At 45.3% G+C, this 19,462-nt stretch carries 20 protein-coding genes and 1 riboswitch; of the genes, 15 read left to right on the top strand and 5 right to left on the bottom strand.

The annotated features are described in order from the left end of the window. Nucleotides 1-59: 59 nt before the first annotated feature. From DHBDCA_RS07765 to DHBDCA_RS07695, 15 genes are all read left to right on the top strand, one after another. Nucleotides 60-677: a molybdenum cofactor guanylyltransferase gene (locus tag DHBDCA_RS07765; protein WP_242824878.1), complete on the top strand. Its 618-nt coding sequence runs from the start codon at nucleotides 60-62 to the stop codon at nucleotides 675-677. 18 nt (nucleotides 678-695) lie between these two features. After that, nucleotides 696-1,031, top strand: a complete 336-nt coding sequence (locus DHBDCA_RS07760) for a P-II family nitrogen regulator (RefSeq protein ID WP_015043664.1) — start codon at nucleotides 696-698, stop codon at nucleotides 1,029-1,031. A gap of 262 nt (nucleotides 1,032-1,293) precedes the next feature. After that, on the top strand, nucleotides 1,294-1,578 hold the full coding sequence (gene groES, locus DHBDCA_RS07755; RefSeq protein WP_015043663.1) for a co-chaperone GroES: 285 nt from the start codon (nucleotides 1,294-1,296) through the stop codon (nucleotides 1,576-1,578). Between the two features lie 73 nt (nucleotides 1,579-1,651). Next, entirely contained in the window at nucleotides 1,652-3,286 is a 1,635-nt protein-coding gene (gene groL, locus DHBDCA_RS07750) for a chaperonin GroEL (RefSeq protein WP_015043662.1), read from the top strand. An 841-nt stretch (nucleotides 3,287-4,127) separates the two neighbouring features. Further along, a complete protein-coding gene (locus tag DHBDCA_RS07745; protein WP_015043660.1) occupies nucleotides 4,128-4,442 on the top strand; it encodes a YmaF family protein in 315 nt (104 codons plus the stop codon). Between the two features lie 128 nt (nucleotides 4,443-4,570). Further along, complete coding sequence (locus tag DHBDCA_RS07740; RefSeq protein WP_015043659.1) at nucleotides 4,571-5,236, top strand: hypothetical protein; 666 nt, start codon at nucleotides 4,571-4,573, stop codon at nucleotides 5,234-5,236. A 127-nt stretch (nucleotides 5,237-5,363) separates the two neighbouring features. Beyond that, entirely contained in the window at nucleotides 5,364-5,903 is a 540-nt protein-coding gene (gene hpt, locus DHBDCA_RS07735; protein ID WP_015043658.1) for a hypoxanthine phosphoribosyltransferase, read from the top strand. Nucleotides 5,904-5,998: 95 nt separating this feature from the next. Then, a complete protein-coding gene (gene guaA / locus DHBDCA_RS07730; RefSeq protein WP_015043657.1) occupies nucleotides 5,999-7,531 on the top strand; it encodes a glutamine-hydrolyzing GMP synthase in 1,533 nt (510 codons plus the stop codon). A gap of 193 nt (nucleotides 7,532-7,724) precedes the next feature. Further along, complete coding sequence (locus DHBDCA_RS07725; RefSeq protein ID WP_034378396.1) at nucleotides 7,725-8,045, top strand: hypothetical protein; 321 nt, start codon at nucleotides 7,725-7,727, stop codon at nucleotides 8,043-8,045. 248 nt (nucleotides 8,046-8,293) lie between these two features. Continuing rightward, complete coding sequence (locus DHBDCA_RS07720; RefSeq protein ID WP_015043654.1) at nucleotides 8,294-8,560, top strand: hypothetical protein; 267 nt, start codon at nucleotides 8,294-8,296, stop codon at nucleotides 8,558-8,560. 39 nt (nucleotides 8,561-8,599) lie between these two features. Next, nucleotides 8,600-9,361 (top strand): prepilin peptidase, encoded by a 762-nt coding sequence (locus DHBDCA_RS07715; RefSeq protein ID WP_015043653.1) that lies wholly within the window; start codon nucleotides 8,600-8,602, stop codon nucleotides 9,359-9,361. A 284-nt stretch (nucleotides 9,362-9,645) separates the two neighbouring features. After that, nucleotides 9,646-10,173, top strand: coding sequence for an NADH-quinone oxidoreductase subunit NuoE family protein (locus tag DHBDCA_RS07710; RefSeq protein ID WP_015043652.1), 528 nt, complete (start codon nucleotides 9,646-9,648; stop codon nucleotides 10,171-10,173). Beyond that, nucleotides 10,170-10,562 carry a (2Fe-2S) ferredoxin domain-containing protein gene (locus tag DHBDCA_RS07705; protein WP_015043651.1) on the top strand — a complete coding sequence of 131 codons (393 nt, stop codon included), beginning with the start codon at nucleotides 10,170-10,172 and terminating at the stop codon, nucleotides 10,560-10,562. The genes DHBDCA_RS07710 and DHBDCA_RS07705 overlap by 4 nt, the downstream gene beginning before the upstream one ends. 43 nt (nucleotides 10,563-10,605) lie before the next feature. Next, a complete protein-coding gene (locus tag DHBDCA_RS07700; protein WP_242824877.1) occupies nucleotides 10,606-11,940 on the top strand; it encodes a complex I 51 kDa subunit family protein in 1,335 nt (444 codons plus the stop codon). An 11-nt stretch (nucleotides 11,941-11,951) separates the two neighbouring features. Beyond that, complete coding sequence (locus DHBDCA_RS07695; protein WP_015043649.1) at nucleotides 11,952-13,736, top strand: NADH-dependent [FeFe] hydrogenase, group A6; 1,785 nt, start codon at nucleotides 11,952-11,954, stop codon at nucleotides 13,734-13,736. Here the strand turns inward: DHBDCA_RS07695 and DHBDCA_RS07690 are convergent. The 5 genes from DHBDCA_RS07690 to DHBDCA_RS07670 all read right to left on the bottom strand — a co-directional run bounded on the left by DHBDCA_RS07690 (nucleotide 13,733) and on the right by DHBDCA_RS07670 (nucleotide 19,368). Beyond that, nucleotides 13,733-15,007 (bottom strand): ArsB/NhaD family transporter, encoded by a 1,275-nt coding sequence (locus DHBDCA_RS07690; protein WP_015043648.1) that lies wholly within the window; start codon nucleotides 15,005-15,007, stop codon nucleotides 13,733-13,735. The two genes, DHBDCA_RS07695 and DHBDCA_RS07690, sit on opposite strands and share 4 nt — an antisense overlap. 128 nt (nucleotides 15,008-15,135) lie before the next feature. After that, a riboswitch (cyclic di-GMP riboswitch) is annotated at nucleotides 15,136-15,279 on the bottom strand. Nucleotides 15,280-15,378: 99 nt separating this feature from the next. Continuing rightward, a complete protein-coding gene (locus DHBDCA_RS07685; protein WP_015043646.1) occupies nucleotides 15,379-16,554 on the bottom strand; it encodes a glycosyltransferase family 2 protein in 1,176 nt (391 codons plus the stop codon). Further along, complete coding sequence (locus DHBDCA_RS07680; RefSeq protein ID WP_015043645.1) at nucleotides 16,551-17,243, bottom strand: acetyltransferase; 693 nt, start codon at nucleotides 17,241-17,243, stop codon at nucleotides 16,551-16,553. The genes DHBDCA_RS07685 and DHBDCA_RS07680 overlap by 4 nt, the downstream gene beginning before the upstream one ends. Before the next feature lie 51 nt (nucleotides 17,244-17,294). Then, nucleotides 17,295-18,434, bottom strand: coding sequence for a DegT/DnrJ/EryC1/StrS family aminotransferase (locus tag DHBDCA_RS07675; protein WP_015043644.1), 1,140 nt, complete (start codon nucleotides 18,432-18,434; stop codon nucleotides 17,295-17,297). A 22-nt stretch (nucleotides 18,435-18,456) separates the two neighbouring features. Next, a complete protein-coding gene (locus DHBDCA_RS07670) occupies nucleotides 18,457-19,368 on the bottom strand; it encodes a glycosyltransferase family 2 protein (RefSeq protein WP_015043643.1) in 912 nt (303 codons plus the stop codon). Between the last annotated feature and the right edge of the window lie 94 nt (nucleotides 19,369-19,462).

The raw sequence follows: 19,462 nt of genomic DNA, 5'->3' as shown, positions 1-19,462 counted from the left end.
TTAGAAGGTATTTCGCAGGGAATGTCTAAATAGTAACGTCTAAATATGTTTGAAGGTAGATGGGCGTGGAAAAGAAAAAGCTGGAGATCACAGGAGTGCTATTTGCCGGAGGAGAAAGCAAAAGAATGGGCCAGAACAAGGCATTCCTTGAGATAGGCGGAAAACCGCTTCTGGAAAGAAATCTGGAAGTGCTGGACAGTATCTGTAGTGAAGTCCTGATCAGCTGCAGGGAGCCTGAACAATATTCTGGATACGGTTATCAGGCGGTTGCAGACCAAATCAAAGGTAAAGGGCCGATGGGCGGGCTGTATTCCATCCTTCCGGTGGCTAAGTATGACTATGTCTTCGTGGCTGCCTGTGATATGCCGTTCTTAAACAGTGAAGCCATTGCCTATATTTATGAACGGATTGAGGATTATAAGTTGGTTTTCCCGTATGTTCGGGACAGACTACATCCTCTGCACGCCTTTTACCACAAAAATGTGCTTAATGTTGTCGAGAAACGGATTAAAGAGGACAAACTGCGTCTCTTTGATATTGCTGATGAATGCAGGCATAAGATCGCGAATATTTCTGAGGAGATGGAAGGCAGCATGCTGAAGGAAATGATCGAGGAAAGTTTCCTGAATGTCAATACGCCTCAGGAGTGGGAACTCATTTTACAAAAAATCCAATAATGCTTTGGGGAGGTTGGAATGAAAAAGATTGAGGCAGTAATTCGCAGCAATAAACTTGACCAAGTGGAAAAGGCGCTCAGTAATTTGGGAATCAGCGGGATTACCGTATCTCAGGTACTTGGCTGGGGAAGGCAGAAAGGGAATATCACCGAGGTTTACCGCGGAACGGAAGTATCCGTCCGGCTGCTGCCCAAAGTCAAACTCGAAATTATTGTCAATAATACGGAAAGTGAAAGCGTTCAGGAAATCATCAGGGAGAATGCCCTAACCGGTAAACTTGGCGACGGCGTCATCTGGGTGACCGCTGTTGAGGACTTCCGCCGGATCCGTACCGGAGAAAATTTTCTTGATTAAAATCTGCTAACAGTAATGAATAAATAAGGAAAATTACGGTTATTCTATATAACGTATTTATTAAGCGTTATAGCAATTTAAAGATTGATGAAGAAAATAAGTGATAATCAATTCTAATCGTCCGTGGTTATGCGTGGATGGGGTTGCAATACTACCAGACGTTGCATATTATTATACCTAGGCATTAGCACTCATCTTGATTGAGTGCTAACAATAAAGCGAAATATAAAAATATAAAGGTTTCAAGGAGGGAAATTATTTTATGAAACTCAAACCGTTGGCTGACAGGGTAATTATTAAAGCGGTTCCGTCTGAGGAAAGAACTAAGAGCGGGATCATTATGCCCGACACCGCAAAAGAAAAGCCTCAGGAAGGCGAAGTGATTGCCGTAGGTCCTGGGAAAGTTGAAAAAGGTGAAAGAATCCCAATGGAAGTTAACGTCGGCGACCGCGTGATTTATTCTAAATATGCCGGCACGGAAGTTAAATATGACGGAAACGAATATTTGATTTTAAGAGAAGCCGATATTCAGGCAGTCATTGGTTAAGTAACAGCCTAGTATTACTTATCAGATAACATTCGAAAGTATTTTTTGATAGAATTAAAGGAGGAACATTTAGGTGGCTAAACAAATCATTTTTAACGAAGATGCCCGCCATGCCATGGAGCGTGGTGTCAATAAGCTTGCGGAAGCTGTCCGCGTTACATTGGGACCCAAAGGCCGCAATGTTGTTTTGGATAAAAAATTTGGTTCTCCGTTAATCACCAATGATGGTGTGACGATCGCCAGAGATATTGATCTGGAAGACCCGTTTGAAAATATGGGAGCACAGCTTGTTAAAGAAGTTGCTACCAAGACGAACGATGTAGCCGGTGACGGCACGACCACAGCGACCGTTCTGGCTCAGGCCATTATTCGTGAAGGTCTGAAGAACGTTGCTGCCGGCGCCAATCCGATGGAAATCAAACGCGGTATTGAAAAAGCTGTAGAAGCGATTGTTGCTGACGTTAAAGCAAATGCCAAGACTGTAGAAAGCAAAGAAGCCATAGCTCAGGTTGCTTCGATTTCCGCTTCCGATACAACGATCGGCAGTCTGATTGCCGAGGCTATGGAAAAGGTCGGCAAAGACGGTGTTATCACTGTTGAAGAAGCCAAAGGCATGACCACTGAACTGGAAGTTGTTGAAGGAATGCAGTTTGACCGCGGGTATGTTTCCGCCTATATGATCACCGATACCGATAAAATGGAAGCTATCTTAAACGATCCGTTCATTCTGATCACCGACAAGAAGATCAGTGCGATTGCAGATATCCTTCCTGTTCTGGAAAAAGTAGTTCAGGCTGGCAGACCGCTCCTGATCATCGCTGAAGATCTGGAAGGCGAAGCTATGGCTACCCTGATTGTTAATAAACTCCGCGGAACCTTTACGGCCGTAGGCGTTAAGGCTCCCGGTTTTGGAGACCGCCGCAAAGCGATGCTCGAAGACATTGCTGTTCTGACCGGCGGACAGGTCATCACTGAAGACCTCGGCCTCAAACTGGAAAATACTTCGCTGGATATGCTCGGACGCTGTCGTCAGGTCAAAATAACCAAGGAAGAAACGACCATCGTTGATGGCAACGGCGACCAACAGGCTATCAGTGCCCGTGTTGAATCCATCAAGAAAATGATTGAAGAAACAACCTCCGACTATGACAAAGAAAAACTCCAGGAACGTCTGGCTAAACTGGCCGGCGGCGTTGCTGTCATCCAGGTTGGAGCGGCTACCGAAACTGAAATGAAAGAAAAGAAACTGCGCATTGAGGACGCTCTGGCAGCTACTCGCGCCGCAGTCGAAGAAGGCATTGTTGCCGGCGGCGGCACAACTTATCTGGATGCAATTGCTGCACTTGATAACGTTGACGTATCCGGCGATCAGAAAACCGGAGTGGCTATTATCCGTAAAGCACTGGAAGAGCCTGTCAGACAGATTGCTAATAATGCTGGTCTCGAAGGTTCCGTCGTTGTGGAAAAAGTCCGTAACAGCTCTAGAGGCGTAGGCTTCAACGCGATGACTGAAGTTTATGAGGATATGATTGCAGCCGGTATCGTTGACCCGGCGAAAGTAACCCGTTCGGCTCTGCAGCACGCAGCTTCGATCTCCGCTATGCTCTTAACCACAGAGTGCCTCGTCTGCGACCTGCCTGAGAAAGAAAATTCGGCAGCTGCCATGGGCGGCATGGGTGGTATGGGCGGCATGGGCGGTATGATGTAGGAAAAGACCAAACCCGTTGATATATCATGCGCTGACAAAAAAATATCCCCTACGGGATAGCGTGAGGGTAGCGTGAAGGTGATAAAAATAATCTCCTGGTATAGGGGTTATAATAAATCCTTCGGTTAGAGGTTTCTCATTAGTTCTTTGAACTTTTGGGAAGCCTCTTTCTTTTTTTTGTCTTATCATAAATGGTTAATCAATCTCATAAAATAAAATTGTGAACAAAAAATCTATAAGGAATTTCCCTTATAGATGGGTAAAGCAACCATATTGCTTGGTGTAAAAAGTAGTTCAATTTGTAGGCGGCTACTTTTTACACATAAGGCTAGATCTAGGCAAGTTTTTAATTAAATACATAGTTTAATTATTTGGATAATCAAAGCGATCAGGCTTACAAGAAGGGAACAGGACCAAAAATGATCATCATTGTCTGATAGAGTTTTGTCATAGTCCAATTCCTCCTCTCAAGAAGAATTGGTTGCTTTACCTTTAGAAATTTATTATTCTAAATATATTTGTAGTAGTATATATGCTAGTTATACAAGTTTAGACTTAAAATGTTTGTCTTAAGAATTAAGTAGACTGCCCGAGATGGATAGTCTTTTTAGAGAGTTCGGTGAACGTCTTTGGGTATCTTCGTTGTTTTCGGGGACAGGTCAGGAATGGCCAAATAATCTTTCCTCGCAAAAAACTTTGCAGAGGAACTTGGCCTACTAATTTAGTCATATTAAAAAGCGGGATGGTGCCTTAAATACTTATTTGGTTGAAAATGGAAGAATAGGATATGCTCAGAAAATCTCCTCTGAAAATATTTTATCGAAAGAGGAGGTTATCTTTTATGGTGCAGACTGCGAAAAGCCCGCCAAACCATAATCATGGAAGTTCAACGCATACATCCTGCGATTACGGGCATTCTCATCAATGCTTGGATATTTCGGGAATAGCTATTCCAACTGGTGATAGTCATGTTCATCATTCAGAAAATTTCGTTTTGTATGAGCATGGACATACGCATTACTACAAAGCTGTTTCGAGCGCTTCAATTCCGCTGAAGAATGGATGGCATGCGCATAATTGGGATTTCTACACGACCGTAGACAACGGCCACCGACATCAAATTTCCGGTGTGGATATGGCGGCTCCCGGCATTTGATCCATTGATTCCGGATTTGCCAATATGCAATCGTATAATCGATAATTCAGCTCAAACAGGAATTACCAGTAATACCTTGATTTAGCCGGTCATAATATTAAGTAAGAACTCCGCCAGGGGGGCAAGGCATGAAAAAGAAAATCATTGTTGGTTCCATCATCATTTTTTTGTTCGTCATTGGAGGAATGATTACCATAATGCGTCAGCCCGATCCGCAGCAGCTGGTTATCCTGAGCCTGGAAAACCTGAACAAAGCCAATTCATTTTCTTACGCTTTAACGCAGCAGCAGACAGTGGATGGTAAAACGCGGTTACTGACGAGGATTACCGGCTATAAGAGCGGTGAAAACATTCAGATTCAGGGTCAGCTGGCGGGAAGCAAAGTTGAAATGATTAAGGTGGGTGATGTTCTCTACAACAAGGACCCTTTCAGCAAAGCGTGGGTAAAATTCAGCGATGTATCAGTTGCCCAAAAAGTCTTTCTGGTGGAGCTTAACCCTTTAGCCAGTCTGCAGTTGAAAGAGATCGGTGAGGTGATGCTTAAAGGAGAGAAAGAACTAAACAGCAAGAAATGCTGGGTATGCACGCTAAAACCAAGTGTACAGAATCAGATGATGGAAACCCTATGGACCGGTTTTGAGTACACGCTCTATATCACCAGAAGCACCAAAACTGTAACGCAGGTTGAAGTGAGAGCGCAAAACAAAGAAACCGGAGAACCGATGACCCTGATCCTGGAATTTAAGGATATCGGAAGAAAGATTTCAATCCAGCCGCCTGAAACGGCAGAGTAAATGTCTGGCTTCATAAAAGAAGGTACTGTAAAAACGATGTTCGAATGCAGTTTTTGCAGTGCCTTCTTTTTTATCCTGTTCAACTTGTGATATAATTCAGTGGTAATAGCTTAATGGAGTGGTAGAAATGGAAAGAAAGATTGCGAAGGTGCTGATAACCGAGGAACAGCTAAAAAAAAGGGTGGCTGAACTGGGTGAACAGATTACCAACGAATATTTTGGCAAGGATCTTCTGACCATTGGTATTTTTAAAGGGGCTGTGCCTTTTTTTGCAGATTTGATCCGGCAAATCAGAATTCCGTTGAGATATGATTTTATGGCCGTTTCAAGCTATGGGAGCTCCAACCGTTCTTCAGGAGCCGTCAGACTACTGAAGGATCTGGAAACCAGTGTCGAAGACAAACACGTCCTGATTGTTGAGGATATTGTTGATACAGGGCTTACGCTGAAATACTTGAAGGAAAACCTTCTCAGGAGACAACCCTTAAGCCTGAAGATTGTCACGCTTCTGGACAAGCCGGAGCGGAGACAGGTCGATATTCAGCCTGATTACAATGGCTTTGTGATACCAAATGAGTTTGCAGTCGGCTATGGGCTTGATTATGACGAAATGTACAGGAACCTCACGTATATTGGCGTTTTGAAGCCCGAGGTTTATGAGAAATAAAATCAAAAGAGATTGCTCCATTTTACTGCCAGTTAAGAAAAATCATATCATAAGTCTCAGTACTGAAATGTTGAAATGTTGAAAGGATGATGCAAATGGAACGTGAACTGGTGTTGGTTCTTGACTTTGGTGGACAGTATAATCAGCTAATTGCGCGTCGGGTCAGAGAAGCAAAAGTATATTCAGAGATGATTTCATATAAGACCCCTGTAGAGAAGATTAAAGACATGGCCCCGAAAGGAATCATTTTCTCGGGAGGTCCTGCTAGTGTCAATCAGGAGGGCGCGCCTTTCATTGACCCGGCAATCTATGAACTGGGGGTACCGATCCTCGGAATCTGTTATGGCATGCAGCTGATGACCGTACAGCTAGGCGGACGTGTGGAGAGACCGCAAGCCCATGAATATGGGAAAACAGAGATCACGATTGAATATAATGAAGGGGTCTGGCACGAACTCAAAGGTGCTCGTCAGTGTTGGATGAGTCATGGGGACTCAGTGCTGGAACTGCCTGCCGGTTTCATCCGGGCTGCCTTTACCGCCAATACATCGGTTGCGGGAATCTACTGTCCGGAAAAGAACTTTTACGGCGTCCAATTTCATCCCGAAGTCAAACATACCCCGGAAGGACAGGCAATGCTTGAAAACTTTCTATACAGGGTATGCAGCTGCCAGGGCAACTGGACCATGGAATCCTTTATTGAATCCCAGGTACAGGAGATCAGGAAGAGAGTCGGAGATAAAAAGGTCTTATGCGCGTTAAGCGGCGGGGTCGATTCTTCTGTCGCCGCAGTACTTGTTCATAGAGCGATCGGGGATCAGCTAACCTGTATTTATGTCGATCATGGATTTATGCGCAAGAATGAATCGGAGCAGGTCAAGGATACGTTTATTGGAAGGTTTCACCTGAATCTGGATTTCGTCGATGCTTCGGAACGTTTTATGGCTAAGGTGAAAGGAATTTCCGAACCGGAAGAAAAACGCAAACGGATTGGCAATGAATTTATCAGGCTGTTCGAAGATGAAGCCCGTAAGTTAGGCCAGATTGATTTTCTGGTACAGGGTACGCTTTATCCGGATATTGTAGAAAGCGGCACCGAAACAGCTGAAACCATTAAAACGCACCACAATGTTGGCGGGCTGCCTGAAGATATGCAGTTTGAACTGATCGAACCTTTACGGATGCTTTTTAAGGATGAAGTCCGGGAAGTCGGACTGGAACTTGGCTTGCCGGAAGAGATTGTCTGGCGCCAGCCATTCCCAGGCCCGGGGCTTGCAATCCGTATCATCGGCGAAATCACGCCGGAAAAGCTGGATTATTTAAGAGAAGCGGATGCAATTGTCAGGGAAGAGATTATTAAAGCCGGACTCCACATGGAGGTATGGCAATACTTTGCGGTGTTGCCCTCTATCCGCAGTGTCGGCGTGATGGGAGATGGACGCACGTACGGTTATCCCATCGTCTTAAGGGCGGTCACGAGTGACGATGCGATGACGGCCGACTGGGCAAAGCTGCCGTACGAACTGCTCGAAGTCATCTCCAACAGGATCGTCAATGAAGTCCACGGTGTGAACCGCGTGGTTTATGACATTACCTCTAAACCCCCCGGAACGATTGAGTGGGAATAAACGGAAAGCCTATAGGCGATATCAGTAAGCCATGGTATATTAATATTGAAGCCGCCAACTCTAACCGCTAACAAGGTCGGTTTTATGGGTATATCAGAAAGTATAATTACTTTCTGATATATCTAAGTGCAACTAAGCAGCCGCCAAAGACTTGGCACCAGCCAAGTTTTCTTTATAAAAAGGGGTGAATGTCATGAGAATCACGATTTTACCCAAAAGCAAGTCCGGCAGAAAATCCTTCATCCTGGTGATTGTCAGCTGGATTTTGTTTGTCGTGGGTTCCGTACTTCCATACAAGGAAGGGTACTCCGGCTTAGAACTGATCTCGCATAATCCCCTGCAGGTTGTCATTACCGTTCTGATCTTTGCCGCAGGCATTGCAGCGGCCATTATTGGACTGAAAGCTGTTATCAGGAAGAAAGAGCGGTCGGTTCTGGTTTTTCTGGTGATTCTGATCGGCGTGTATTATATCCTGAGTTTTTGCGGCGTCGCTGTGAACGTGTTTTTTAACTAAACATCTCTTTTAAAAGTTAAGTTCTATAGTTAAACAACTAAATGATAAAAGAAAAAAAGGAATAAGAGCGGTACGTAAACATAAAGACAACACGATTCTCGTCAGGATACCCATCATTCTGGGATTTTGTACGATTCTGTTTCTTCTGCTGCACAGCTTATTATCAATGATTAGAAACGATCAAAATAATTTTTGAGCATATACAATAATAAGGTTGAAGGTATTAAGTGACAGGAAGGGATGATCATATGAAGGCAAAGTTATGGCCCCAATCCCGTTCCGGCCGATGGTCGGCTGGACTGAGTATTACTTTTATTGTATTGATCGTGCTGAAAATGATGGGCGCACTGCCTTTTCCGACGTTTGCAGTAGCTGCATTGGGATTAGCAGGCTTTATTGCCGGAATTGCGGCAATCATTGGGAAAAAGGAAAGGGCGATCCTGGTGTTTCTGCCAATACTCGTAGGATCGCTGATTATCTTCTGGACTGTGGCTGAGATTGTTTATCCGCATTAGGCCTTTAATTAATTCCAGCATTAAAAAGGTGGTACCGTCTTGATCGAAAATATTATCATTTCTTTCATTGTGCTGCTGTATGGTTTAGTCATCGGCAGTTTCCTGAATGTGTGCATTTACCGGATTCCGATAGGGAAAAGCGTTGTTGGCGGGAGATCCTACTGCCCGAACTGTGATACGCTGATTTCGTGGTATCTGAACATCCCTGTTTTCAGCTATCTCTTTCTGCGGGGGCGCTGCAAAAACTGTCGGGGGCCAATCTCCCCGGTCTATCCTGCGGTCGAGCTGCTGAACGGGATCTTGTACCTGATTGTCTGGTTCACCTATGGACTGAGCCTGGAAAGTGTTTTTCTGGCGATGCTTTTGTCTGTGCTGATTGTCGTGTCGTTTATTGACTGGCAGAAAAGGGTGATTCCGAATAAGCTGGTCGTTTTTCTGTTGGGCTTAAGTGTTTTGCACGGCATCTATCAGAGCGTGTATTTTGGAGCTGCGTGGTATACTTGGGTCATTGGATTTTTTGCGGCTTCCGTACCGCTTTTTCTTCTGAGCTTGTTTTTCCCCGATGGCCTAGGCGGAGGAGATATCAAGCTGATGGCCGCAGCAGGGCTTTTTATGGGCCCGCCGGTGCTGTTGGCGTTATTCCTTGGTTCGTTGTATGCAGGTCTTACTGCGCTGTTACTGATCACAGTCAAAAAAAGATCCCCGAAATCAAAGATCCCTTTCGGACCGTTTTTGTCCCTCGGAATATTTACCGCAATGATCTTTGGAGAGCAGATCTTTCTATCCGCTGTGTCAGTATAATGGGAAATAGACGGAATACGGATAGTATGAGTAATACGTTCTATAATAATGTAAATAATTTGAGAATGACGATATGAGTAATGAAGAAAACAAGATAATGGCTGACCAGAAATGCAATGAACATGCAGAAGTTCATTGCATTATTTTATGCCCGCGCTCTTGCCTGAATAAATCTATGCTATTTTTCCAAACTATTACTGAATAGTTCTTTGCCCTGAAAATAACCACGTCTTGAAACAATCAGAAAAATCATTGCTGTTATCGGAAAGGATCGTGTACCTGCTATGACTAAGCCACAGGCAATCGATGTTATGGAACCAACCAATGAAAATCTGCCCAGAGAAAAATTCGAGGAACTGGAAGCTTTTATTAACAGTTTACCAACAACGAAAAGCGCTCTGATTGAAATCTTACATAAGGCCCAGAATATTTTCGGCTATTTACCGAGGGATGTACAACTTTTTATTGCCCGGAAATTAGGAATTCCGGGAGCGGAAGTATTCGGAGTCGTCAGCTTTTATTCCTACTTTACAACCAAGCCAAGGGGAAAACATACGATCAGTGTCTGTATGGGGACTGCTTGCTTTGTCAAAGGGGCGGATAAAATTATGGAAAGACTGAAAGAAAAGCTTGGCATTGAATCCAATGAAATTACACCTGACGGTCTTTTCGGTCTGAAAGACGTTCGTTGCATCGGCACTTGCGGCATGGCTCCTGTTATGATGATCAATGACAAAGTATTTGGCCGGGTGAGAGAAGAGGACCTGGATACCATCCTCGAATCATACCGCCGGAAGGAGATACTGGTATGAAGGTTGGTTCGTTGGAGGACTTAAAAAGAATTAAAGAAGAATACCAAAAAAATATAAATATAGAACAAGGCGTCCAAAAGCTGGAAGGACAAATCAAAATTCTTGTGGGGATGGGCACCTGCGGCATCTCATCAGGTTCAAGGGAGACCTACAATACTTTTTTGGATGAGATCACTGCCCAGAACATATCCAATGCCAAAGTTGTTCCAGTTGGCTGCATTGGCTGCTGTCACTCGGAACCAACTGTTCAGGTAAATAAACCGGGCGAACAACCGGTTCTCTATGGCAATGTAACCAAAGACAAGGTCCGGGAAATTATTGAGCAGCATATTAAAAACGGCAAAGCAGTTGAAAGTCTCTCTTTGGAAATAAACTTTGATCGGGTGTAGAAGCGGGCGCAGATTACAAAGTACGTAAATTTATTTGGAGGCTATGATGTCAGAAACAGCAAAGAATCTGAAACAGTACCGGATTGCCCTGCGCAATTGCGGTCTGATTAACCCAGAAAATATCTTGGATTATATTGCGGTCGGAGGCTATGAGGCCATGGGAAGAGTGCTGACAACAATGTCCCAGGATCAGGTCATAGACGAAATAAAAAAATCCGGGCTGCGAGGCCGCGGCGGAGGAGGATTCTCCACAGGTCTCAAATGGGAAATTACAAAGAATCAAGAAAACAAGGACAAATATATTATTTGCAATGCAGACGAAGGTGACCCCGGGGCTTTCATGGACCGGAGCATCCTGGAGGGCGATCCTCATTCCGTTTTAGAGGCCATGGTGATCGGTGGCTATGCGATTGGCGCCGCCACCGGATTCATTTACATTCGGGCCGAATACCCGTTGGCAATTTCTAGGCTGCAAATTGCTTTGCGGGAGGCCCGAGAATTGGGCTTCCTGGGCGAAAATATTTTCAACACGTCTTTTTCCTTTGATATCCAGTTGAAATATGGAGCCGGGGCTTTTGTCTGTGGGGAAGAAACAGCGCTCATTAACTCCTGTGAAGGAAAACGCGGTGAACCAAATTTTAAACCGCCTTATCCTGCGGAAGAAGGATATTGGGGCTGTCCGACCTGTGTAAACAATGTGGAGACGTTTGCCAATATTTCTCCGATTATCCTCAAAGGGAGCAGTTGGTTCGCTTCCATTGGCACAGAGAAAAGTAAAGGAACCAAGGTTTTTGCGCTGGTCGGTAAAGTCAAAAATGTTGGCCTGGTCGAAGTCCCCATGGGAACAACCTTACGAGAAATTATCTTTCAAATTGGCGGAGGTATCCCCAACGGCCACAAATTCAAAGCCGTTCAAACGGGTGGACCGTCCGGAGGCGTGATCCCGGAGAAACACCTGGACATTCCTTTAGACTATGATAACCTGCTCAGTATCGGGTCCATGATGGGATCAGGGGGCATGATCATCATGGATGAAACCGATAATATGGTCAATATTGCCAAGTTTTACCTGGAGTTTACGATGGATGAATCCTGTGGCCGCTGCACCCCCTGCCGGATCGGTACCAAGCGGTTATATGAAAAGCTGAATCTAATTACCCGCCGCAAAGGAACGATGGCGGATTTAGATGCCATCAAACAGCTCGCTTACATGGTTAAAGGTAGTTCGCTCTGCGGGCTTGGTCAGACTGCGCCCAGCCCGGTCATCAGTACCATGAAATATTTTTGGGACGAATACCTGGCCCTGATAAAAGACATCGACCATCCTCGGGGGGAAGGCCATTATCAAGCAAAGAATAAAATTGGTCTGAAATCATAAGGAGGCTAACCATGACCCACGTTCAACAAACGCATCCTGCTAAAAAAATGATTGATTTTAAAATTAATCATCAATATCTACGGGTCCCTGAAGGCATCACCATTTTGGAAGCCGCCCATAAAGCAAGAGTTCGGATTCCAACTTTATGTCATCTGGATTTGCATGATATCAAAATGGTCAATCAGACGGCTTCCTGCAGGGTCTGCATGGTTGAGCTAATCGATGAGAAGACAAACCGGGATAAACTTGTCCCGGCGTGCGTAACCACCATTACGGATGGAATGGAAGTACTTACGCATACGCTTACAGCAATTACAGCCAGAAGAATGGCGGTTGAACTCCTGTTATCGAATCATCCCAATGAATGCTTTACCTGTCCCAAAAACGGAGAATGTGAGCTTCAGGCCTTAGCTGCAGAATTAGGGGTTCGGCATATCCGCTGGGAAGGTGAACGGATGAATTATCCGAAGGACGTATCCAGTGAGGCGATCGTCAAAGACGCCAACAAGTGCATTTACTGCCGGCGTTGTGAAACGATGTGCAATAAGGTCCAAACCTGCGGTATCCTGTCAGGGATCGGCCGCGGATTTGAAGCCTTTGTTGGCCCTGCCTTTAATATTCCGATGGTAGAGTCTTCTTGTACTTACTGCGGGCAATGTGTTCAGGTATGCCCTACAGCAGCGCTTACGGAAATTAATCATACCGATAAAGTATGGGAAGCTTTAAATAATCCGGATAAATATGTGATTGTCCAAACTGCTCCGGCTATCCGCGTAGCCATCGGAGAAATATTTGATATGGAACCGGGGACGATTGCAACCGGCCAGCTTGTAACCGCCTTAAAGCGTATCGGATTTAACGCAGTTTTCGATACGGATTTTGGAGCGGACTTGACAATTATGGAAGAAGCCTCAGAACTGATCTACCGTCTGCAGAACAATAAAACACTTCCGATACTTACGAGCTGCTGTCCGGCCTGGGTCAAATTTATTGAGCATCAGTTCCCTGAATTGTTGGAAGTGCCTTCCACCTGCAAGTCACCGCATATTATGTTCGGTACAATCGTTAAAACTTATTATGCCGAGAAGAATGGCATTGACCCGGACAATATTGTAGTGGTCTCCGTCATGCCCTGTATTGCCAAGAAAGCCGAAGCCAAGCGTCCGGAACTAACTAAGGATGAGCATAATAACGTCGATATTGTCGTCACGACCCGGGAACTTGGCCTAATGATCAAGGAAGCCGGTCTGGATTTTAGCAATCTGCCTTCGAGTGAATATGACAAATCATTGGGTGAAACCACAGGAGCCTCAGTGATCTTCGGAACCAGCGGCGGGGTTATCGAAGCTGCGCTCCGGACAGCTTATGAGTGGCTGACCGGTGAAGAATTACAGAAAGTTGAGTTCGAGCAGCTCCGGGGAGATGGAGGTTTGCGAAAGGCCACAGTTCAAATCGGCGACAAGATGCTACGGATTGGCATTGCCAGCGGGCTCGGAAACGCCCGGACCCTGCTCGAGGAAATCAGGGACGGTAAGAATCAATATGAAGCCATTGAAATTATGGCTTGTCCCGGAGGCTGTGTTGCCGGAGGTGGGCAGCCCTACCATCACGGCAATTTTGAAATTGTCCGCAAGCGTCAGGAAGCGATCTATCAGGAAGATAAAAATAAAAAGATCAGAAAATCTCATGAGAATTCAGAAATCCAGAAACTTTATCAGGAATATCTGGGCCAGCCTTTCAGTGACACTGCCCATAGATTGCTTCATACTCATTTTGAAGAGAGAGAAAGAATCTAATAGTACCGCAGCAAAATATACGCCGAGGCGATCACAATGGATAGAAGCATGAACGGAAATGCGATCAGGAAGTATTTTTTGTAGCTGATCGTATAGCCGTTTTTTTCGGCAATCCCTGAGACAATGACGTTGGCCGAGGCACCGACAATGGTGCCGTTTCCGCCCAGGCAGGCGCCCAGAGCCAGAGACCACCAGAGCGGCTGGAGCTGTTCTGGGGTCAGCCCGCCGAGGACCCCGATTTTTTGAATCAACGGAATCATGGTGGCCACGAACGGAATATTATCGACGAAAGCTGAAAAAATAGCGGAAAGCCAGACAATCAGCATCGCCATGACGACCGGCACACCGCCGGTAAGCCCAAGGCTCCATTCAGCAACCTTGTCCAGGACGCCGACTTCGACCAATCCTCCGACTAAAACGAATAATCCGGTAAAGAAGAAGATCGTCGGCCATTCAATCGCCAGAAATACCTCTTCCGGTTCCTCACGGCTCAGCACCATGAGCAGCATGCCTCCGGCCAGCGCAATCGTAGCGGTCTCAACATGGATGACGGCGTGCAGCATAAAACCGACAATGGTCAGAGCGAGCACGGCCAGGCTTCTTTTGAGCTGGGCCCAGTCTTTAATATAGTCGTATTCATTTTGCGACAGCAGCAGGGCGATGGATTCCTTATCGGTCTTTAGCTTTTGGCGATAAAGAAAATAAAAGCCCAATAGGGTAACAGCCAAGATCACAATCGTCACAGGTGCCAGGTTCACCATGAAATCCATAAAAGTAAGCTCTGCCGGTCCGGCAATCATGATATTCGGAGGATCACCGATCAGGGTCGCGGTTCCCCCGATGTTGCTGGCTAGAATCTGGGTAATCAGAAAAGGTATTGGGTTTAATTTCAAGGTTTCAGCAATCACAATGGAAACCGGAACGACCAGCAAAACAGTCGTCACGTTATCCAGAAAAGCCGATAAAATGGCAGTCAGTATAGCCAAAGAGATCAGCAGTCTGATTGGATTGCCTTTGACTTTCTTAGCGACCCAAATAGCCAGAAAGCTGAAGACACCGGAACGTCTGGTCAGATCGACAATGATCATCATGCCGATAAGTAAGCCCAGCGTATTCCAGTCGATGTGTTCCACAGCAGTCTCCTGCGGGAATATACCTAAAAGAATCAGGAGACAGGCACCGAGGGCCGCGGCGACAGCCCGCGGGATTTTCTCCGTTACGATCAGTGCATACGTAGCTACAAAAATAACAAGGGTCAGAATCAAGGTCATGAATCGTACACCTCCATCATTAGTGTGGTCAATTTTTATTGGCCTAACCGGTTAGAATATACAAAATAGTTGAAATAAAAAAGAGCAGATCCATAAAAGGAACTGCTCTCCCCTGAGAAGTTCAAAATCCTTGTAGTCTGGCAATCCTGTCAGAATATCCTGGAAATGCATTTGGATTCCATTCATTTTGTATTGCATGCATTTTCAAATTCCCTGATTTAGACCCATGACTTTAGCGTCCTTCACTTTCGTGAAGTTTGCCCCAACACATTAAGAACCATATTATATTTTAATTGAAATCTGAAAAATCCTGATCAACCGGATTGTGTCTAGAAAAGAAGTATAGCATCTTCGTTCATGTTTTGTAAAGATCAGTTCGATCTTCTCAAATAATATTCAAAATTCTCGAGTGCCCAGGCATCATGGTACAAATTCCCTTCCCGGGATGCAGGGTCCAAAAGTGAGGCGCAATAGGCTGTTCTTTTTCCATCGGCTAGCTCTTGAAATACTTCGAGGTATTTCCATTTGGCCTTTTTGGCAAAGCTTTCGTTACTGTTGGCCTGCTTGGCCAGCATAAAGCAGGTTTTTATGCTTCTGTTCAGCGTGCAGAGGTTTTGGGCCTGACACTTGTCACAGCCGATGAACTGGGTCATATCAATTTCCACGGTCGTGACAAAGCCGACTTTGAAAGGTGTATAATGCACAATCCTTGGTGATAATTCAGCATCGCCATACCCGCATTCCTCATTCCAATAACCGATCCGGTCAATGAGCTCGGGCCGTAACCCCTGAAGACATCCCGGAATAAAATCCATGATTACATCAATGCCGGCATTTCTCAGCTGAAGATAGGACAGATCATTATTGACCTGAGGAATGACGGGAGGGAGAAATCTCGGATAAGGGTTATCTCGCATGGTTCCTAAGAGACCGACTTCCGGAAAAGCTTCAAATATTTCCATATACCTGGTCAGCCAGTTTTTGGTCTTGATATAGACATCGCTGTCAATCGTGAAGAAATACTGGTTGGGTTTTCTTTTTCTGAGGTTGTAGTTCAGGACATAGATCGGCCCCCGGTTAACCTTAAAGCGTGTTTTGGATTTAATTCTTTTGTCCTGAAGGCTTTTGATATAATTCCAGGTATCATCTTTGGAGTTGCAGTCGATGATATGCATTTCAAAATCTTCGTCTGAATCCAAAATCTTGTTTAGGTTCTGCATGGTAAGCCCGAGACGGTTGAAGGTAACATAGCTGATAAAAGGAGGAGGGGAGGTGCTGTCTGTCGGGTTCTGTACAGAAGGTTCGATGATTTCTTCCAGGATCCCAGGATATAGAATCTGTTGAAGGATGGCGTCGTCGTCTAATTCTTCCCAGTCAATGTTTTTTGGAACCGCTTGTAGAGAAATTTCCGCAGCAGGGGTGTCAGCGGCTACCTGAACAGGGAAGGGGCTGACGCGCTTTGGCAGGGCAGAGGCCTGGGCCTGATTAATGGCTTCAAGAACAAGCTGTATCGCAGTTTTGATCAAAATAGAAGAAAGTTCCTTCATATCATCAGTCCTTTAGGGGAATGGGTCTCAACCAAATTTTTAAAATGTTTAATCGGTCGGGCAGGGACGCCGACGGCCGTGCAGTATTCCGGGATATCGTGGGTGACGGTAGCGCCAGCCCCGATGATGCTCCACCTGCCAATCTCTTTTTCGGGAATCACCACAGTTTTGGAACCGATTTCACAACCTTCTTGGATTTGCACGTTTCCGGCCAGGGTGACGTCCCAGTATAAAGAGGAGTAATCCCGGACAGCCGTATCGTGGCCAATCCTGCAGCCTGGATTTAAGGCTACGTGACTGCCTATCCTGACATCCGTCGACAGAAAACTGTTCCAGCAGATGATATTGCCACAGCCCAATTGAACGGAGCGGCTTATTCGGGCAGCGGGATGAATCAGGTTGGCAAAATATAGCTGGAAACAGGACAGGCTGGCGATCAGACGGTATTTATCCGTCGGTCTGGCTACCGCACATACAATCCAGAGAGGGTGACCTGTGTTTTTTTCGAGCCAGTCCAGGTTGCCCAGAACAGGATAGTTATTGATAACCTTTCCTTGTTTGGCTGGAGTTTGGTCGATATAGCCCAACAGGTTCCACTGCTTTTTTTCTGTATTGATATCTTCGACGAGCTCGGTAGCTTCCCGGCCAAAGCCGCCGGCTCCAAAAATGATGAGATCTTTTATGGCCAATGATCACACGCCCAATTCAATTGAAAATTTTGTTGATTTCCTTTTTAATTTTTAATTTTTAATTTTAATTTCCCTGATGATACCGCCTATTTTTTGAACGTCGGACGCTGACATTCTTCCGTGAAGCGGCAGAGCCAGAACACTTTTCGCGACTTTGTTGGCTGTGGCTAGATTGTCTGGGGAGGATGAAGGAAGACCCTTAAAACACTTGAAATTGCTGCAGAGCGGGTAAAAATATTTTCGGCAAAAAATATTGAAGCTTGACAATCGGCTATAGAGCTCGTCCCGGGAGATACCGTACGCGGCCGGATCAACCCGGATAACAAAATACGGATAATTGGCTGTAATTTCTTCAGCCTCCTGGGAGACGGTTATGCCTGGGACATCAGCCAGCACTTGCCGGTACTGGTTGGTAAGATATTTTCTTTGGGCTATTTCAGCTTCTACTTCTTTTAAGAGCAAAATGCCGATAGCGGCTTGCAATTCGTTCAGTTTGCCGTTTATACCGGGTTCGTCCACACTATAGTCTTCTTTTAGACCAAAATTTCTCAAACACTTGGCTTTCTGCTGGAGGTCCTGATCTCGAAAGATAAGTGCGCCGCCTTCGACGGTGTGAAAGATTTTGGTGGCATGAAAGCTGAACATGGTGATATCTCCATAGGCGCCGACCGGTTTACCCTTTATTTTCACACCAAAAGCGTGGGCGCCGTCATAAAGTACTTTCAGGTTGTGCCTTGCCGCAATCCGGTCAATCTTTTCGACCTCGCACGGATGGCCGAAAACGTGTACCGGCAGGATGGCAGTGGTTTTATCCGTAATCAGGGACTCGATACGGTCGGCGTCAATATTGAACGTGGCTTCTTCAATGTCGCAGAAGACCGGCGTAAGATGATTCCAGGCCAGCGCGTTGGCCGTAGCGGCAAAGGTAAACGGTGTTGTGATAACTTCCCCGGACAGATCCAGGGTCTTGCACGCAATTTGCAAGGCATTCGTGCCATTTGCAAAAACCGATAAATATCGGGCGCCCAGGAAAGCAGACAGTTTTCTTTCTAGTTCTTGGACCATCTTCCCGTTATTACTAAGCTGCCTGCTTTGCCATATTATTTCGAGCATGCTGCAAGTCTCCGCCAAGTCTGGAAGCAAAGGTTCGGTAACATAGACCGGTTCAGAAAAACCATCATTGTTTAACATTTTTTTCTCCCCTGGCAAATATTCAGTTGGCTTTGGATGCATAGAATTGAAAGTTTTCAGTTGCCCAGTCAAGGTTGTAGCTTTCCTCTGCAGTGGAGTTACAGCTGAATAATGAAGTGCAGTATGGGGAACGGGCACCGCTCTGCAGATCCTTAACTGTTTCGTCAAATTTCCAGCGGTATTGTTCTCGAAATAATTTATTATGGTTTAATTTCTCGTAGATGGTATAGCAGGTTTCTCCGGTTTTTGTCTCTCCGTTTTTTGACAGACGGCAGAAGGACTGACCGGGGCATTTGCCGCAAATTATTTGTTGCGGGATAGAAATGTTCACGTTCATCAGAATTCCTGTTTTAAACGCTGTAAAATGATTAGCCCTTAGAAACAGCTCTCTGCTGCCAAAATTATTTTCTTCACTCCAAAAGCCAATTTTAGAGATAAGATCAGGGCTCAAGGCCAGGATGCTACCGGGCATATAATCCTGCGAATAATCAGACCTGTTCTTGGTCAATTCCAGATAAACCAAATCATTTTTGATGACCGGGGTAGTCGGAGGCATATTTGGGGGCGGAAACCCGGCATGAATACTGAGTAAACCGATATTCGGAGTATTTTTAAACACCCTTAGGATGTAGGTCAGCCAATTTTTGCTTTCAATCACAACATCCTGATCGACAGCGATAAAATATTGATCATCTCTTCTCTTGGACAGATTTAGATTTGAGGCGTAGACCTGTCCTAGATTGACAGGGAGCCTTGTTTTGAATTTGATCCGTCTATCCTTCAGACTTTGGATATATTTCCAGGTCCCGTCTGTGGAATTATTATCAACAATTGCTAATTCAAAGTTTTCCGGCGTTTCAAGGACACTTGAAAGGCTCCTGATTGTCTGGCCCAGGCGGTTAAAGGTTACATAGCTTAGGAGCGGCGCTACCATTCCTATATCTCCCTCCACTTAATTGTCTTTTTACTTGATCATCCCTTTAGGTTCTGATAGGGCACTATCACTTTATTATATGGGAGGAGTTGTC

The sequence above is a fragment of the Dehalobacter sp. DCA genome (genome assembly GCF_000305775.1).
Classification (GTDB): Bacteria; Bacillota; Desulfitobacteriia; order Desulfitobacteriales; family Syntrophobotulaceae; genus Dehalobacter; species Dehalobacter alkaniphilus.
This window is presented reverse-complemented; position numbering and strand designations above follow the sequence as displayed.

What these genes read in the sequence shown, in the direction of transcription:
- DHBDCA_RS07765 (WP_242824878.1), top strand. Translation starts at nt 60, where the DNA reads ATGGGCGTGGAAAAGAAAAAGCTGGAGATCACAGGAGTGCTATTTGCC.
- DHBDCA_RS07760 (WP_015043664.1), top strand. Translation starts at nt 696, where the DNA reads ATGAAAAAGATTGAGGCAGTAATTCGCAGCAATAAACTTGACCAAGTG.
- groES (WP_015043663.1), top strand. Translation starts at nt 1,294, where the DNA reads ATGAAACTCAAACCGTTGGCTGACAGGGTAATTATTAAAGCGGTTCCG.
- DHBDCA_RS07745 (WP_015043660.1), top strand. Translation starts at nt 4,128, where the DNA reads ATGGTGCAGACTGCGAAAAGCCCGCCAAACCATAATCATGGAAGTTCA.
- DHBDCA_RS07740 (WP_015043659.1), top strand. Translation starts at nt 4,571, where the DNA reads ATGAAAAAGAAAATCATTGTTGGTTCCATCATCATTTTTTTGTTCGTC.
- hpt (WP_015043658.1), top strand. Translation starts at nt 5,364, where the DNA reads ATGGAAAGAAAGATTGCGAAGGTGCTGATAACCGAGGAACAGCTAAAA.
- guaA (WP_015043657.1), top strand. Translation starts at nt 5,999, where the DNA reads ATGGAACGTGAACTGGTGTTGGTTCTTGACTTTGGTGGACAGTATAAT.
- DHBDCA_RS07725 (WP_034378396.1), top strand. Translation starts at nt 7,725, where the DNA reads ATGAGAATCACGATTTTACCCAAAAGCAAGTCCGGCAGAAAATCCTTC.
- DHBDCA_RS07720 (WP_015043654.1), top strand. Translation starts at nt 8,294, where the DNA reads ATGAAGGCAAAGTTATGGCCCCAATCCCGTTCCGGCCGATGGTCGGCT.
- DHBDCA_RS07710 (WP_015043652.1), top strand. Translation starts at nt 9,646, where the DNA reads ATGACTAAGCCACAGGCAATCGATGTTATGGAACCAACCAATGAAAAT.
- DHBDCA_RS07705 (WP_015043651.1), top strand. Translation starts at nt 10,170, where the DNA reads ATGAAGGTTGGTTCGTTGGAGGACTTAAAAAGAATTAAAGAAGAATAC.
- DHBDCA_RS07700 (WP_242824877.1), top strand. Translation starts at nt 10,606, where the DNA reads ATGATGTCAGAAACAGCAAAGAATCTGAAACAGTACCGGATTGCCCTG.
- DHBDCA_RS07695 (WP_015043649.1), top strand. Translation starts at nt 11,952, where the DNA reads ATGACCCACGTTCAACAAACGCATCCTGCTAAAAAAATGATTGATTTT.
- DHBDCA_RS07690 (WP_015043648.1), bottom strand. Translation starts at nt 15,007, where the DNA reads ATGACCTTGATTCTGACCCTTGTTATTTTTGTAGCTACGTATGCACTG.
- DHBDCA_RS07685 (WP_015043646.1), bottom strand. Translation starts at nt 16,554, where the DNA reads ATGAAGGAACTTTCTTCTATTTTGATCAAAACTGCGATACAGCTTGTT.
- DHBDCA_RS07675 (WP_015043644.1), bottom strand. Translation starts at nt 18,434, where the DNA reads ATGTTAAACAATGATGGTTTTTCTGAACCGGTCTATGTTACCGAACCT.
- DHBDCA_RS07670 (WP_015043643.1), bottom strand. Translation starts at nt 19,368, where the DNA reads ATGGTAGCGCCGCTCCTAAGCTATGTAACCTTTAACCGCCTGGGCCAG.